Genomic DNA, 15,467 nt, shown 5'->3' with positions numbered 1-15,467 from the left:
ATGGGTGGTCTTGCGACCTCGAGAACCCTACCAAAAGGCCTTCGCAGGCTGTTCGGAGGGTGTCGCTGGGATACTAGGACTCGAACCTAGAATGGCGGTACCAGAAACCGCTGTGTTGCCAATTACACCATATCCCACTGGCTGCGGACGCTGTCCGAACCGAGGTCAGACTTTACCCGACGGGGCGCCCGCAGCCCAAACCGGGTCACCCCAGCGCGGCGTCCAGGCGCGCGATCGTCCGGCGGTGGCCGAGCAGCTCGAGCGACTCGAACAGCGGCGGGGAGATGCGGCTGCCCGTCGCGGCGACGCGAACGGGCCCGAATGCCAGGCGCGGCTTGAGACCCATGCCGTCGATCAGGGTGAGCCGCAGCGCGCCCTCGATCGTGCTGGTGGTCCACTCGGCGGTGCCGGGGATCGCGTCGAGCGCGTCGCGGGCGGCGCGCACGACCTCGAGCCCCTTCTCGTCGAGGTTCTTGGCCGCGTCGGCCTCGTCGACCGAGAACTCCTCGTCCGAGACGAACAGGAAGCGGAGCATGTCGACGGCCTCCGTGAGCAACGTCATGCGCTCGTGCACCAGCGGCGTCGCCGCGGCCAGCACCCCCAGCTGCGTCTCGGTCGGCATCTCGTCGATCAGCCCGGCGTCCTGGAAGTACGGCACCAGGCGGTCGCGCAGGTCGGCGTCGGTCAGCAGGCGCACGTGCGAGCCATTGATCGCCTCGGCCTTCTTGATGTCGAAGCGCGCGGGGCTGGCGTTGACGCTGCCGATCTCGAACGCCTCGACCATCTCGGGGATGCTGAAGACGTCGCGGTCGTCCGCGATCGACCAGCCGAGCAGGGCCATGTAGTTGAGCAGGCCCTCGGGCAGGAAGCCCTTCGGCTTGTAGTCGAGCAGGTTCGACTCGGGATCGCGCTTCGAGAGCTTGCGGTTGCCCTCGCCCATCACGAACGGCAGGTGTCCGAACTCGGGCGTGAACCCTCCCCCGATGCCGATCTCGGCGAACGCCTCGTACAGCGCGATCTGGCGGGGCGTCGAGCTCAGCAGGTCCTCGCCGCGCAGCACGTGCGTGACGCCCATCAGCGCGTCGTCGGTGGGGTTGGTCAGCGTGTAGAGCGGCTGGCCGTTGGCGCGGACGATGACGAAGTCCTGCACGTTCTCGGCGCCGAACGTGATCTCGCCGCGGACCAGATCGGTGAACGTCCAGTCCTTCTGCGGCATCTTGAAGCGAATGACGGGCTCGCGGCCCTCGGCCTCGTACGCGGCGGCCTGCTCGGGCGTCAGGTCGCGGTGCAGGCCGTCGTAGCCACTCGGCTTGCCGGCGGCCCGGGCCGCGTTGCGGCGGGCCTCGAGCTCCTCGGCGGAGTCGTACGCCTTGTAGGCGTGTCCCGCGTCGAGCAGCTGCTGGGCCACGTCGGCGTAGACGTCCATGCGCTCGGACTGGCGGTAGGGGCCGTTCGGTCCGCCGACCTCGGGGCCCTCGTCCCAGTCGAGGCCGAGCCAGTGCATGACCTCGACGAGCAGCGCGTACGACTCCTCGTTGTCGCGCGACGTGTCGGTGTCCTCGATGCGGAACACGAACCGTCCGCCGTGATGGCGGGCGAACGCCCAGCTGAACAGGGCCGTGCGGGCCATGCCGACGTGCGGGTTGCCGGTCGGGGACGGGCAGAAGCGCGCCACCACGGGACGGGACGGGGAGTCGGTCGAGATGTCAGTCATTGCGGGAGACCACCTGGTTCGTGAGGGTGCCGATGCCCTCGACCGTCACGCTGACGCTGTCGCCGACCTGCATGGGGCCGACGCCGTCGGGCGTTCCGGTGAGGATGACGTCGCCGGGCAGCAGCGTCATGAAGGACGAGACGTAGGCGATGACGTCGGGCACCGTGAAGACCATGTCGGACGTGCGACCGTCCTGCTTGGTCTCGCCGCCGAGCTCGGTCGACACCCGGACGTCGGACGGGTCGAAGTCGGTCTCGATCCACGGACCGAGGGGGCAGAACGTGTCGAAGCCCTTCGCGCGGGCCCACTGGCCGTCCTTCTTCTGCAGGTCGCGAGCCGTGACGTCGTTGGCGACGGTGTAGCCGAAGATGACCTTCTTCGCGTCGTCGGCCGGGACGTCGCGGCAGATGCGTCCGATGACGACCGCGAGCTCGCCCTCGAACTGCACGTCGCTGCTCTGCTCGGGGTAGAAGATCGGCTCGCCCGGCCCGATGACGCTGGTGTTGGGCTTGAGGAAGATCAGCGGCTCCTCGGGCACGTCGTTGCCCAGCTCGGCGGCGTGCTTGGCGTAGTTCCTGCCGACGCACACGACCTTGCTGCGCGGGATGACCGGCGCGAGCAGCCGGACGTCCGCGAGCGGGATCTTCTGGCCGCTGAGGTTGAGGCCCGCGTAGAGCGGGTCCCCGTTCAGCACGGCGATGGTGGGGACACCGTTGTCGTCCCCGATGACTCCGAAACGAGGATCGTCGTCCCCGGCAAACCTGGCGATACGCATAGGACCCCAGCCTATCGGTCCTGGCCGGGGCCCCTCGACGCCTAGCCGACCGGGGCTGCCTCGCGCATGAGCAGGTGCTGCACGGCGGCCGCGCCGGCGACCATGCCGGCGGCCTGCGACGTGACGATCGACGACATCGGCATGGGCAGCGCCGGCACGTGTGCGGCGTCGCCGGCGGCGAACACGCCGGGCACCGAGGTCGCCTGGAAGGCGTCGACGCGGACGCAGCCCGAGTCGTTGAGCTCGAGGCCGAGCTGCTCGGCGAACGGTGCCGACTGGCTGAACGTCGGCGCGATGAACATGCCGCCGACCCGCAGCGTCCCGCCGTCGTCGAGGGTCAGGTCGAGGCCACCGTCGACGCGGGCGATGCTGCGCACCCGACCGTGGACGTCGACCAGTTCGGCTCCGATGCGGCCGAGCATCGCGGTGAGCCGGTCGAGGTGCGGCCCCTCGAGGTCGAGGGCGACCCGCTGCCCCGCCGTCTCGTGGCCGTGGCAGAACGGGCAGGCCGCGATCTCCTTACCCCAGGCCTCGGCCAGTCCGGGGATGTCGGGCAGGGCGTCCCTCACGCCGGTGGCGAGCACGAGGGTGGCCGCGCGCACGGTCGTCCCCCCGACGTGCACCGCGAAGCCGTCGCCGTCGCGCTCGACGCGCTCGGCCCTCGCCTCGCGCACCTCGACCGTCGCGTAGGCCGCCAGGTCGGCCCGGGCGAGGCGTCGGAACTCGGCGGGCGCGATGCCGTCGTGCGTCGCGTAGTTGTGGGCGTGGTCGACCGTGGCGTTGCGGTAGTCGCCGGAGTCGAGCAGCAGCACGTCGCGGTGCATGCGTCCGAGGGTGAGGGCTGACTGCAGGCCGGCGGGTCCGCCGCCGATGACGATGACGTCGTGCATGGTGATCTCCTGGGGTCGTGGGTTGCGTGACCCCTTCATCGTGTGAGTTCATGTCGACATGAAGTCAAGTCTGCGCTCGATCGGCGACACGGCGGCCCGGTTCGGCCTCGACACCCACGTGCTGCGGCACTGGGAGGACAAGGGGCTGCTGCGGCCGGAGCGCGACGGCGCCGACCGGCGGCGCTACGGCGACGACGACCTCGTGCGCATCGCCGTCATCCTGCGCAGCAAGGCCGCCGGCATGACGCTCGACCAGATCGCCGTCCTGCTCGACGACGACCACGGGCCCAAGCGCCACGCCGTGCTGCAGGAGCACCTGACCGACCTCGACCGCCGCATGGAGGAGATGCGGCTGTCGCGCGCCATGACGCTGCACGCCTTCGAGTGCGAGGCGCACGACGTGACGCGCTGCCCCGGCTTCCGCGCCACGATCGAGGACGTCCTCGCGGGCACCGCGCCGTGGCCCGAGGTGCAGGCGCTGCCGTAGCTGCGCCAGCGGACGGGAACGGTCAGGCGCTGCCGTAGCGACGGTTGCGCGCGGCGTACTCCTCGACGGCGGCCCACAGGGCGCGACGGTCGACGTCGGGCCACGCGATGTCGCTGAACACCATCTCGGCGTACGCCGACTGCCACAGCAGGAAGTTGCTGGTGCGCTGCTCGCCGGACGTGCGCCAGAACAGGTCGACGTCCTCCATGTCGGGCTCGTCGAGGTAGCGCGCGAACGTCTTCTCGGTGACCTTGTCGGGGTTGACCCGCCCCGCGGCGACGTCGCGGGCCAGCGCTGCCGCGGCGTCGGCGATCTCGGCGCGCCCGCCGTAGTTGACGCACATCGTCAGCGTCAGCACGTCGTTGTCGCGGGTCAGCTCCTCGGCGGTCTCGAGCTCCTTGATGACGCTGCGCCACAGGCGGGGACGGCGCCCGGCCCAGCGCACCCGCACCCCCAGCTCGTGCATCTCGTCGCGCCGACGACGGATGACGTCGCGGTTGAAGCCCATCAGGAAGCGGACCTCGTCGGGCGAGCGCTTCCAGTTCTCGGTCGAGAACGCGTACGCCGACACGGCCTTGACGCCGATCTCGATCGCGCCCTCCACGACGTCGAACAGCGCCGCCTCGCCCATCTCGTGACCCGCCGTGCGCGGCAGGCCACGCTGCTTGGCCCAGCGGCCGTTGCCGTCCATGACGATCGCGACGTGCCGCGGCACCTGCGCCAGCGGGATGCTGGGCGGCGTCGCCCCGGACGCGTGCGGCACCGGGCGGCGCACCGGTCGCCTCACCGGTCGACGTGGCTGAGCGAGCGCAGCCCCCGCTCGAGGTGCCACGACAGGTAGGCGCTGACGATGCTGCTGGCCTCGCGCCGCGACCGCTCGTCGGCCGTGCCGACGGTGGGCCAGTCGCCGCTGAGCAGCCCGGCCAGCAGCGTGACGGTGAACGGCGACGGGGCGGCCGAGCCGGCGACGCGACAGTCGTCGCACAGCATGCCGCCCGATGCGGCGTGGAAGTTGCGGTGGGGGCCCTCCTCGCCGCAGCGCGCGCAGCCGTCGAACGTCGGCGCGTAGCCGGCGATCGACAGGGCCCGCAGCTGGTACGAGTCGAGGATCAGGCCCGGTGCCATGGTGCGCTGGCGCAGCGCGCGCAGGGCGCCGACCAGCAGCTGGAACTGGGCGACGGCGGGCTCGCCGTCCTCCTGCACGAGCCGCTCGGCCGTCTCGAGCATCGCGGTGCCGGCGGTGTAGGCCTCGTAGTCGAGCCCGAGGTCCTTGGCGAAGGCGTTGACGGTCTCGACCTGCGTGATGATGTCGAGCGAGCGCCCCTCGGCGAGCTGCACGTCGACGTGCATGAACGGCTCGAGCCGCGCGCCGAAGCGCGACGTCGTCTTGCGGACCCCCTTGCCCACGGCGCGCACGATGCCGCGCTGCCGGGTCAGGAGCGTGATGATGCGATCGGCTTCACCCAGCTTGTGGACCCGCAGCACGATGCCGGTGTCGCGGTAGAGACTCACCCGTCCATTGTGCCGTGCGGCGGGGACGTTTGCGCCACCCGGCGCGCCACGGTCGGCCCGCACAGCCGACCACCTGCAGGCCTCAGTCGAGACAGAACTCGTTGCCCTCGGGATCGTGCATCGTGATGAAGCCGTGCTCCATGCGTCCGTCGGGCTCGACCCGGTAGGCGCGTCGGGCCCCGATGGCCTCCAGACGTGCGGCCTCGGCCTCGAGCGCCTCCATGCGCTCGTCGCCCACCAGGCCCGGGGCCGCCCGGACGTCGAGGTGCAGGCGGTTCTTGCCGGTCCTGCCCTCCGGCACCCGCTGGAAGAACACCCGCGGCAGGCCGTCCGCGACGATGGCCGAGCGGGAGTTGCGCTGGTCGGGCGGCACGCCGAACGCCTGCAGCGCGTCGTCCCAGGAGTCGAAGCCCGGCGGTGGCCCCTGCACCTCGTAGTCGAGGGCCTGGGCCCAGAAGGCGGCCAGCACCGCGGGGTCGGAGCAGTCGATCGTGATCTGGACGGTCTTCGGCATGACGACAGCGTCCCGCAGGCCGCCGACAGATTCCAGTGGCAGGATCGGACGGATGGGAGCGGTGCTGGGGGTCGACGGGTGCAGGCTGGGCTGGGTCGGCGTGCGGTGGGACGGCTCCACCGACGTGCTGGTCGCGGCGACGATCGCCGAGCTCGTCGAGGCCGCGGGGCCCGTCGAGGCGGTCGCGATCGACATCCCGATCGGGCTGCCCGCCGACGTGCCACGGGTCGCCGAGGGGCTCGCCCGCCGTCTCCTGCCGGGCCGGGCGTCGACGGTCTTCAACGCCCCGGCCGCGGCGGTGCTCGACGCCGCCGACTACCCCGCCGCGAACGCGGCCAACAAGGCCGCGCTGGGCCTGGGGCTCAGCAAGCAGACGTGGTACCTCGTGCCGAAGATCCGCGACGTGCACGACTGGCTGACGTCCGATCCCGGTGTGCCGGTCGTCGAGGCGCACCCCGAGGTGTGCTTCGCGGCCATGAACGGCGGCGTGCTGGTCGACGGCAAGACGACCGTCCCGGGCGAGGCGCTGCGCCGCGCGCTGCTGGCCGCGCACGGCATCGACGTGGTCGCCGAGCGCCGGCGGGGCGTCGCGGTCGACGACGTCCTCGACGCGGCGGCGACGGCCTGGACCGCACGCAGGGTCGCCGACGGCGTCGCCGAGCGTCTCCCTCCCGAGCCCCGGGACCACCCGCACCCCGCCATCTGGACCTGACCACGAGACGGTGACCTGGCGACGTGTCCCGGTGGAGGACAGGTCGCCAGGTCACCGCTCCCGGGGAGGACAGGTCGCCAGGTCACCGCGTCGCGGCGCGCTCGGCCTCGTAGAGGTCGTACGGATCGTGCAGGGTGCGGCCGAGGACGTCCTGCAGCCAGCTCGCGTCGCGGGCCGTGCCCTCGCGCGTGCCGTCGACCGATCCGTCGCCCGTCAGGTTGGACGCGAAGATGCCCGCCGCCGACTTCGGCAGGAAGTCCTCGTAGACGATCGGCTGCAGCGTGCCGTCGCCCGCCCGCGCGTAGTACGCCAGGTCGGCCGCGTCGAGATCGACGTCGGTGGACGGGAACGCGTCGACGCCCTGCGCGTCGTACAGGTCGCGACCCGCGGGCGTCAGCGCGACTCCCCTGGCCTCGACCTCGCCGAACCGCACCCGCAGGTCACCGGACGCCAGCGAGCCGTCGGGCTCGCGGAACGTCCGCGGCTCCGCCAGCGCCCGGAACGACGTCTGCCGCAGCAGGACGTCGGGCCGTCCGCCCTCGGCGCGCGGCGGCCCCTGGATACGGTCGATCATCTCGACGCCCCGCGCGGACATCCGCGCGTAGAGGTCGTCGATGTCGAGCACCCGCGGCGTCAGGTGGTTGATGTGCGTCGACGCGACGCCGCCGATGTCGGCCGCGACGCTCGACACCTCCTCGAGCCGCGCGTACCAGGCACGGTCGACGGGCTCGGGCGACAGCGCGAACGCGGCCGTCGCCAGCTCGAGGAACCGGTCGGCCTGGGCGGACGTCAGCTCGTGCTCGCCCTCCATGAGGTCGGCCAGCTCAAGCAGCTCGTCGGGGAACAGCGTCCGGGCCGCGAGGAACTCCCGCAGCTCGGCCTCGAGCCCCTCGTCGAAGAACCGTCGGTCGTCGACCACGAGCAGCGACGTGAACACGCGGAACGGGTTCTCGTCGAGCTCGGGCCGGGCGGTCGGGCGGAACGCCGTCGACACGACGGGGATCGCGGGCGTCGCCTCGCGCAGGTCGTAGAACCCCACGGGGTACATGCCGCACGCCCCGAAGATGCGGGCCACCTGCGCCAGCTCGTCGGTCGTCCCGAGCCGGATCGCCCCGTGCCGCTCGGCCGTGACCCGGCCGATCGACCCGAACCGCTCGGCGTCGTCGCGACTGGCCAGGACGTCGGCGTTGACCTCGGCCGAGACCTCGACCAGCGTCGTGTAGGCCGGCACCTCGGAGCCGTACAGCTCCGACAGCGCCGCGGCGAACCGCGCGCGCAGCGCCGTCGGCGACACGGCCACCCCGACGTCAGACAAACTCCACCCCCTGCGCCAGAGGCAGCTCGGTCGAGTAGTTGACGGTGTTGGTCGTGCGGCGCATGTAGGCGCGCCACGCGTCCGAGCCCGACTCGCGTCCGCCACCGGTCTCCTTCTCGCCGCCGAACGCGCCCCCGATCTCGGCGCCGGACGGGCCGATGTTGACGTTGGCGATGCCGCAGTCGGAGCCGACGACCGACATGAAGGTCTCGGCCTCGCGGACGTCGAGCGTGAAGATCGACGACGACAGGCCCTGCGCGACCTCGTTGTGCAGCGTCAGCGCCTCGTCGAGCTCGGAGTACGTCAGGACGTACATCAGCGGCGCGAACGTCTCGGCCCTGACGATCTCGGTCTGCCGCGGCATGTCGACGATCGCCGGGCGGACGTAGAAGCCGTCGCCCTCGACGTCGGCGCGCGTGCCACCGGTGACGAGCTCGCCACCGTCGGCACGGGCGATCTCGATCGCGGCGCCGAACGCGTCGAACGCCGCCTCGTCGACCAGAGGGCCGACCAACGTCGACGACTCGAGCGGCGAGCCGATCGGCAGCGTCTCGTAGGCGGCCTTCAGGCGGGCGACCAGGTCGTCCTTGATCGACTCGTGGACGATGATGCGGCGCAGCGACGTGCACCGCTGGCCCGCCGTGCCGACGGCCGAGAACACGATGCCGCGCACGGCGAGGTCGAGATCGGCCGAGGGCGCGACGATCGCGGCGTTGTTGCCGCCGAGCTCGAGCAGCGTCCGTCCGAGGCGGGCGGCCACCCGGGGGGCGACCTCCTTGCCCATCCGCGTCGACCCGGTCGCCGACACCAGCGGCACGCGCGGGTCGTCGACCATGACCTCGCCGACCGTCCGGTCGCCGACCAGCACGGCCGACAGGCCCTCGGGGACGCCGGCGCGACGGCCCGCCTCGACCGCCAGCGCCTGGCACGCCAGCGCCGTCAGCAGCGTCTTCTCGGACGGCTTCCAGACCACGGCGTCACCGGCCACGAAGGCCAGCGCCGCGTTCCACGACCACACCGCGACCGGGAAGTTGAACGCCGAGATGACGCCGATGACGCCCAGCGGCAGCCACTGCTCCATCATCCGGTGGCCGGGACGCTCGGTCGCGATCGTGAGCCCGTGCAGCTGGCGCGACAGGCCGACGGCCAGGTCGCAGATGTCGATCATCTCCTGCACCTCGCCGAGGCCCTCCGACACGATCTTGCCGGCCTCGATCGTTACCAGGGCGCCGAGGTCGTCCTTGTGCTCGCGCAGCAGCTCGCCGAGCTCGCGGACGAACTGCCCGCGCACCGGCGCCGGGACGGTGCGCCACCGGCCGAAGGCGTCGTGGGCGCGACCGATGACGTCGGACGCCTCGTCGGCGGTGTGCGACCGCAGTCGCCCCAGCTCGCTGCCGTCGATCGGCGACCGGCACACCAGGTCGCCGTCGGCGACGAACGGGTCGCCCGCACCGAGACGGTCGAGGATGTCTGCTGCCTGCTTCGCGACGCTCGTCGCCGATGATGCGCTCATGCTCACACCTTCCCCTGCTCGGCGAAGTGACGACCGGCCTGGGTCGAGAACAGCGCCTCGAGCGTGATGTCCTCCTGCTTGACGAAGCCCGTCGCGGGCAGCGTGCCGTCGGCCACGAGCTCGACGACGCTGACGGCCGAGGCCGCCGTGGTCCACGAGATCGCCCGCCACGTGCGTCCGGAGATGTCGAGCGGCTTGTATGCGCGCACGTGGTTCTCGCGGAACGGCTGACCGTTCTTGCGCCCCTCGACGGCGGCGTGGATGTAGACGACGTCGTCGTTGACCGGCGGCTTGGAGTCGACCAGCATCTGGCCGACCAGGTCGCGCTGCTCGCGCAGGTTGAGCTCGTCGAACAGGAAGTGCATCTGGTCGAAGTGGCCGGGGTAGCGCAGCGTCTTGTAGTCCAGACGGTGCACCGAGCCCTCGTACGTCTCGCACATCGTGCCGAGCCCGCCGGACGTCAGCGCCGCCTCGAGCTCGATGCCACCGATGAACACGCGCTCCTTCTCGGTCATGGCCGGCACCATCTGGCGGTGGCCCTGACGCAGCACCTCGCAGTCGTTGAGGTACTCGTTGACGACGCCCTCGGGCGACCAGTTGATGGCGTAGCCGAGCAGGCCCGTCGGGTTCTGCGGCAGCGCACCGACCTTCAGCTCGATCGACCGGATCTCGTCGAAGGTCTGGGCGATCGAGGCACCGATGATGCCGATCAGACCGGGCGCGAGGCCGCACTGGGGCGCGAACGCGGCACCGGGGCGGTCGGCCGCGAGCTCGATGACCCGGTTGGTCGTGGGCACGTCCTCGGTGAGGTCGAAGTAGTGCACCCGGGCGTCGTACGCGGCCTCCGCGACGGCGATGTTGAGGTGGAACGGCAGGCACGACACGACGGCGTCGACGCCGCGCAGCGACTCGCGCAGGCCCTCGGCGTCCTGGACGTCCAGCAGCTTGGTCTCGAAACCGAGGTCGGGACGCGACGCCGCGTCGTAGCCGACGACCTTGAAGCCGGACTCCCCCAGCAGGTCGGCGACGAGCTCGCCGACCTTGCCCAGGCCGAACACCGCGACCTGGTTGATGATGCGTGACATCGCCACTCCTCCTCGCCACGGTGGGTCGCACCACGGCATCTCGACGCGCCGACTGTGATCGGCGTCACGAGGAGGATATCGCGCGAATGTTTCGTTTGTGTACCGGCTGGCCGGTACACCAAACTGCAACCTGCCGGCTCGGCGGAGGCCCAGGGATGGATCGCGGCGCCGTCCGCGTTGACCTCCCACGTCCCACCACCGACGCCGAGGAGCCCCATGCCCCGCCTCACCGGGGGCCGCGCCTTCGCGGTCGTCGCGATCGCCTTCCTCGTGACGATGATCGGCACGACGCTGCCGACGCCGATGTACGGCATCTACCAGCAACGTCTCGGCTTCTCGCTGACCACCGTGACGGTCGTGTTCGCGACCTACGCGGCGGGCGTCCTGGTGGCCCTGCTGGCGTTCGGGAGGTGGTCGGACGCCCTGGGCCGCCGCCCCCTCCTGGTGGCGGGCCTCGCCACGTCGCTGGCCAGCGACGTCGTCTTCCTGGTGGCCGACGCCACCTGGGTGCTGCTGCTCGCGCGCGCCGTCTCGGGCATCTCGGCCGGCATCTACGTCGGGACGGCGACCGCCGCCGTCCTCGAGGCCGCTCCCGAGCGCTGGCGCTCGCGCGCACCCCTGGTCGCGACCGCGGCCAACATCGGCGGGCTCGGGCTCGGACCCGTCGTCGCCGCCGTCCTGGTCGACGCCCTCCCGTGGCCCGTGCACCTGACGTTCGTCGTGCACGCCGCGATCGGGGTCGTCGTGCTGGTGCTGCTGACGCAGGTGCCCGAGACCGTCGAGGTCTCCCCCGGTGCCCGGCCCCGCCTGCAGCGTCCCACCGTGCCGTCCGAGGCCCGCACGACGTTCGTCGGCGCCGGGATCGCCGGGTTCGCGGGGTTCGCGGTGTGCGGCCTGTTCACCGCGGTGTCACCGCGGTTCGTCGCGGAAGCCGTCGACGACCCGCCCGCCCTCGTGTCGGTGTCGGTCGTCGCGGCGCTGTTCGGCGCGTCGGTCCTGGCGCAGGTCGTCTGGCACCGTCTCCCGACCGACACCGGCGTGACGCGCGGATGTGCACTGCTGGCCGCCGGCATGCTGCTGTTCACGGCGGCGCTGGCCACCGAGGACCTGTGGCTCATGCTGCTCGCGGCCCTGATCGCCGGAGCCGGGCAGGGCGTGTCGTTCAGCAAGGGGCTCGCCGCGGTGCTCGGTCGCGTCGAGCCGCACGAGCGCGCCGGGACGACGTCGGCGTTCTTCGTCGTCGCCTACGTCGCGATCTCGGTGCCCGTGATCGGCAGCGGCATCGCGTCCGACCACTGGGGGCTCGACCCGACCGGCATCGCCTTCTCGGTCGCCGCGGCCGTCCTGGCCGCCCTGGCGCTGGTCACGCTCGTGCTCGACCAGCGCCGCACCGCACGCCGCTGAGCCTGTCCTCCACGCGCGGGAGGACAGGCCCGGCGGGGGACGTCAGCCCGGGATCGTCTGGGCGACGGCGCGGTTGGCCGCCGACACGACGGCCCGCAGCGACGCCGTCACGATGTTCTCGTGGATGCCGACGCCCCACACCGTCTCGCCCGCGACCTCGCACTCGATGTAGGACGCCGCGAAGGCGTCGCCGCCGGACGACAGCGCGTGCTCGGAGTAGTCGAGCAGGCGGATGTCGGCGCCGGCCTGGCGCATGCCGTCGATGAACGCCGCGACGGGACCGTTGCCCTCGCCCTTGAACTCCTGCACCTCGCCGCGCACCCGCAGCTCGACGACCTGCTGGTCGCTGCCGTCGGTCGCGGTGATCGAGCTGAAGCTCTCCAGACGGTACGGCTCCTCGCGCTGCAGGTACTCCCGCTGGAACGCCGCCCAGATCGACGCCGGCTCGATCTCGCCGGCCTCGCCCTCGGTGAGCTGCTGCACGATCTGGCTGAACTCGATCTGCAGGCGTCGCGGCAGGTCGAGCTGGTGGTCGTTCTTCAGGATGTAGGCGACGCCGCCCTTGCCCGACTGGCTGTTGACCCGGATGACGGCCTCGTACGACCGGCCGACGTCCTTGGGGTCGATCGGCAGGTACGGGACGGCCCACGGCGCGTCGTCGACCTCGACGCCGGCCGCGGCCGCGTCGACCGCCATGTGCTCGAAGCCCTTCTTGATCGCGTCCTGGTGCGAGCCGCTGAAGGCCGTGTAGACCAGGTCGCCGCCGTACGGGTGACGCTCGGGGACCGGCAGCTCGTTGCAGTACTCGACCGTGCGGCGGATCTCGTCGATGTCGTGGAAGTCGATCTGCGGGTCGATGCCCTGGCTGAACATGTTGAGGCCCAGCGTGACCAGGCAGACGTTGCCGGTGCGCTCGCCGTTGCCGAACAGGCACCCCTCGATGCGGTCGGCGCCGGCCATGTAGCCCAGCTCGGCGGCCGCGACGCCCGTGCCCCGGTCGTTGTGCGGGTGCAGCGACAGCACGATGCTGTCGCGGCGCGGCAGGTTGCGGTGCATCCACTCGATCGAGTCGGCGTAGACGTTGGGCACCGCCATCTCGACCGTCGCGGGCAGGTTGATGATCAGCGGCCAGTCGGGGGTCGGGTCGATGACGTCGATGACCCGGCTGCACACCTCGAGGGCGTAGTCGAGCTCGGTGCCCGTGTACGACTCGGGCGAGTACTCGTAGGAGATCTTCGTGTCGGGGGTGTGGATCTCGGCGTACTTCATGCACAGCCGGGCACCCTGCGTCGCGATGTCGGTGATGCCGTCCTTGTCGAGACCGAACACGACGCGACGCTGCAGGGTCGAGGTCGAGTTGTAGAAGTGGACGATCGCCTGCTTGGCGCCGACCAGCGACTCGAAGGTGCGGTCGATCAGGGGCTCGCGGCACTGCGTCAGCACCTGGATCACGACGTCGTCGGGGATGTGCCCGCCCTCGATGAGCTGGCGGACGAAGTCGAAGTCGGTCTGGCTCGCGCTCGGGAACCCGACCTCGATCTCCTTGTAGCCCATGCGCACGAGCAGCTGGAACATCGCCAGCTTGCGGGGCGCGGTCATGGGGTCGATCAGGGCCTGGTTGCCGTCCCGCAGGTCGACGGCGCACCAGCGCGGGGCCTGCGAGATCGTCGTGGCGGGCCAGGTGCGGTCGGGCAGGTCGATCGGCGCGAACGGCTGGTAGCGCTGGAACGGCATGCCGCTGGGACGCTGGGGGCTGGTGGCGTAGCTGGTCATCGGTTGTCCTCGGGGTGTCTGTCTGGTGTGCTCGTCGGGCTGGCGGCCGGGACGTGACAAACTCCGCGCCGAGGGGTCCGACCTAGAGGACCTCGACGCGGCAGAGAAGAAGCGAGCGGATCTGCAGCACGCGCCTAGGCTAGCAGCATGACGTCTGACACCAGCACCGATCACTCGACCACGGGCGCCTACGTGCACGCCGGTCAGGAGTTCGACCGCGACATGAACTACATCCCCGACCGCATCGTGCGCGACCCCTCCGCCGGCTCCGAGCCCGACGAGTCGGGCCAGGACCGGCCCCTGTGGCCCGTCGAGGCCGGCCGCTACCGCCTCGTCGTGGCCAAGGCGTGCCCGTGGGCCAACCGCGCGATCATCGTCCGCCGCCTGCTGGGGCTCGAGGACGCGATCTCGATCGGCTACTGCGGCCCGACGCACGACAAGCGCAGCTGGACGTTCGACCTCGACCCGGACGGCGTCGACCCCGTGCTGGGCATCGAGCGCATCCAGGAGGCGTACCTGAAGCGCTACCCCGACTACCCCCGCGGCATCACCGTGCCGGCGATCGTCGAGATCGCGTCGGGCGAGGTCGTCACGAACGACTTCCCGTGGATCACCCACGACTTCTCGACCGAGTGGGTCGACCACCACCGCGAGGGAGCCCCCGACCTGTGGCCCGCCGACGTCCGCGACGAGATGGACGACGTCATGAAGCGGATCTTCACCGAGGTCAACAACGGCGTGTACCGCTGTGGCTTCGCGGGCTCGCAGGAGACGTACGAGGCGGCGTACGACCGGCTCTGGACGGCGCTCGACTGGCTCGAGGAGCGCCTCGCCGACCGCCGCTTCCTGATGGGCGACTCGATCACCGAGGCCGACGTCCGCCTGTTCACGACCCTGGCGCGGTTCGACGCGGTCTACCACTCGCACTTCAAGGCCAGCCGCCAGAAGCTCACCGAGATGCCGGTGCTGTGGGCCTACGCCCGCGACCTGTACCAGACCCCGGGCTTCGGCGAGACGATCGACTTCGAGCAGATCAAGCAGCACTACTACGTCGTGCAGACCGACATCAACCCCACGCAGATCGTGCCGGTCGGGCCCGATCCCGCGGTGTGGCTGACCGAGCACGGTCGCGAGGCGCTCGGCGGCCGCCCGTTCGGCGACGGCACCCCGCCCACGCCCGAGGTCTGAGCCGCCTCAGCCCCCCATGCCCGGCGCACGGGGGGCGGTGGCACGGCCCATGATGTCGGCGACGACGTCGTCCTTGGCGTCGGCGTAGTCGTTCATGTCGTCCCACTCGCGGGCCGCGAGCTCGCGCTTGACGTCCTGGTAGCGCCGACGGTCGTCGGGATGGGTGCGGAGCCAGTCGCGGAACACCAGGTGGTGCCGTTCCCACTCGCTGCCCGGCGCGCACACGTGCAGGTGCACGTCGCGTTCAGGCGTCCGGAGCATCCGGTGCCCGGGCTCCCGCACGCGCAGCACGTAGCCCGCTGCCTCGAGGTCGGGCACGTACGCGTCCTCGTCGGCGGGGTCGGCGACCGTCAGGTCGATGTCGACGATCGGCTTGGCCGCGAGTCCGGGGACGCTGGTCGAGCCGATGTGCTCGACCGCCAGCGCCCGGTCGCCGAGCGCCGCGACGATGCGGGCGCGCTCCCGCTCGAACCGCACGGCCCACGCCGGGTCGTGCTCGACGATCACGATGTCGCGCTTCTCGCGGCCCCCGATCAGGACGTCGTCGAGGGGGTCGTCGGCGGCACTCACTCCCCCAGTCTGCCG

15 protein-coding genes and 1 tRNA gene are annotated in these 15,467 nt (G+C 71.4%); 4 read left to right on the top strand and 12 right to left on the bottom strand.

Translation table 11 applies throughout. The annotated features are described in order from the left end of the window. Nucleotides 1-65: 65 nt before the first annotated feature. The 4 genes from IFT73_RS02785 to IFT73_RS02770 form a co-directional block, all read right to left on the bottom strand. A tRNA-Gln gene (locus IFT73_RS02785) sits at nucleotides 66-137 on the bottom strand. A 68-nt stretch (nucleotides 138-205) separates the two neighbouring features. Then, nucleotides 206-1,714, bottom strand: coding sequence for a glutamate--tRNA ligase (gene gltX, locus IFT73_RS02780; protein WP_192166286.1), 1,509 nt, complete (start codon nucleotides 1,712-1,714; stop codon nucleotides 206-208). After that, nucleotides 1,707-2,489, bottom strand: a complete 783-nt coding sequence (locus IFT73_RS02775; RefSeq protein ID WP_192166285.1) for a fumarylacetoacetate hydrolase family protein — start codon at nucleotides 2,487-2,489, stop codon at nucleotides 1,707-1,709. The genes gltX and IFT73_RS02775 overlap by 8 nt, the downstream gene beginning before the upstream one ends. A gap of 41 nt (nucleotides 2,490-2,530) precedes the next feature. Beyond that, nucleotides 2,531-3,379, bottom strand: coding sequence for an NAD(P)/FAD-dependent oxidoreductase (locus IFT73_RS02770; protein WP_192166284.1), 849 nt, complete (start codon nucleotides 3,377-3,379; stop codon nucleotides 2,531-2,533). Between the two features lie 58 nt (nucleotides 3,380-3,437). Here IFT73_RS02770 and IFT73_RS02765 point away from each other — a divergent pair, with 58 nt between their 5' ends. Beyond that, complete coding sequence (locus IFT73_RS02765; RefSeq protein ID WP_192166283.1) at nucleotides 3,438-3,866, top strand: MerR family transcriptional regulator; 429 nt, start codon at nucleotides 3,438-3,440, stop codon at nucleotides 3,864-3,866. Nucleotides 3,867-3,888: 22 nt separating this feature from the next. On the opposite strand, the gene IFT73_RS02760 is transcribed toward IFT73_RS02765, so the two are convergent. From IFT73_RS02760 to IFT73_RS02750, 3 genes are all read right to left on the bottom strand, one after another. Next, entirely contained in the window at nucleotides 3,889-4,641 is a 753-nt protein-coding gene (locus IFT73_RS02760) for an isoprenyl transferase (protein WP_371811139.1), read from the bottom strand. Nucleotides 4,642-4,649: 8 nt separating this feature from the next. Beyond that, nucleotides 4,650-5,378: a DNA repair protein RecO gene (gene recO / locus IFT73_RS02755; RefSeq protein ID WP_056607432.1), complete on the bottom strand. Its 729-nt coding sequence runs from the start codon at nucleotides 5,376-5,378 to the stop codon at nucleotides 4,650-4,652. A gap of 82 nt (nucleotides 5,379-5,460) precedes the next feature. Next, complete coding sequence (locus tag IFT73_RS02750) at nucleotides 5,461-5,892, bottom strand: VOC family protein (RefSeq protein WP_192166281.1); 432 nt, start codon at nucleotides 5,890-5,892, stop codon at nucleotides 5,461-5,463. 52 nt (nucleotides 5,893-5,944) lie between these two features. On the opposite strand from IFT73_RS02750, the gene IFT73_RS02745 reads away from it, so the two are divergent. Next, complete coding sequence (locus IFT73_RS02745) at nucleotides 5,945-6,604, top strand: DUF429 domain-containing protein (RefSeq protein ID WP_192166280.1); 660 nt, start codon at nucleotides 5,945-5,947, stop codon at nucleotides 6,602-6,604. 82 nt (nucleotides 6,605-6,686) lie between these two features. Here the strand turns inward: IFT73_RS02745 and IFT73_RS02740 are convergent, their stop codons facing one another. From IFT73_RS02740 to IFT73_RS02730, 3 genes are read right to left on the bottom strand one after another with little or no spacing between them, the layout of a single operon-like run. Beyond that, the gene (locus IFT73_RS02740; protein WP_192166279.1) at nucleotides 6,687-7,919 is read right to left on the bottom strand and encodes a VOC family protein; all 1,233 of its coding nucleotides are present in this window, start codon (nucleotides 7,917-7,919) and stop codon (nucleotides 6,687-6,689) included. Beyond that, the gene (locus IFT73_RS02735) at nucleotides 7,912-9,432 is read right to left on the bottom strand and encodes an aldehyde dehydrogenase family protein (protein ID WP_192166278.1); all 1,521 of its coding nucleotides are present in this window, start codon (nucleotides 9,430-9,432) and stop codon (nucleotides 7,912-7,914) included. The genes IFT73_RS02740 and IFT73_RS02735 overlap by 8 nt, the downstream gene beginning before the upstream one ends. 2 nt (nucleotides 9,433-9,434) lie before the next feature. After that, nucleotides 9,435-10,517 (bottom strand): saccharopine dehydrogenase family protein, encoded by a 1,083-nt coding sequence (locus IFT73_RS02730; protein WP_056607421.1) that lies wholly within the window; start codon nucleotides 10,515-10,517, stop codon nucleotides 9,435-9,437. Between the two features lie 216 nt (nucleotides 10,518-10,733). Here IFT73_RS02730 and IFT73_RS02725 point away from each other — a divergent pair, with 216 nt between their 5' ends. Continuing rightward, nucleotides 10,734-11,921 carry an MFS transporter gene (locus IFT73_RS02725; protein ID WP_192166277.1) on the top strand — a complete coding sequence of 396 codons (1,188 nt, stop codon included), beginning with the start codon at nucleotides 10,734-10,736 and terminating at the stop codon, nucleotides 11,919-11,921. Between the two features lie 42 nt (nucleotides 11,922-11,963). On the opposite strand, the gene leuA is transcribed toward IFT73_RS02725, so the two are convergent. Further along, on the bottom strand, nucleotides 11,964-13,694 hold the full coding sequence (gene leuA / locus IFT73_RS02720; RefSeq protein WP_192166276.1) for a 2-isopropylmalate synthase: 1,731 nt from the start codon (nucleotides 13,692-13,694) through the stop codon (nucleotides 11,964-11,966). 147 nt (nucleotides 13,695-13,841) lie between these two features. On the opposite strand from leuA, the gene IFT73_RS02715 reads away from it, so the two are divergent. Next, nucleotides 13,842-14,882: a glutathione S-transferase C-terminal domain-containing protein gene (locus IFT73_RS02715; protein WP_192166275.1), complete on the top strand. Its 1,041-nt coding sequence runs from the start codon at nucleotides 13,842-13,844 to the stop codon at nucleotides 14,880-14,882. A gap of 6 nt (nucleotides 14,883-14,888) precedes the next feature. Here the strand turns inward: IFT73_RS02715 and IFT73_RS02710 are convergent, their stop codons facing one another. Further along, entirely contained in the window at nucleotides 14,889-15,452 is a 564-nt protein-coding gene (locus IFT73_RS02710; protein WP_192166274.1) for a GrpB family protein, read from the bottom strand. Between the last annotated feature and the right edge of the window lie 15 nt (nucleotides 15,453-15,467).

Source organism: Aeromicrobium sp. CFBP 8757, from assembly GCF_014841755.1.
In the GTDB taxonomy this organism is placed as follows: Bacteria; Actinomycetota; Actinomycetes; order Propionibacteriales; family Nocardioidaceae; genus Aeromicrobium.
This window is presented reverse-complemented; position numbering and strand designations above follow the sequence as displayed.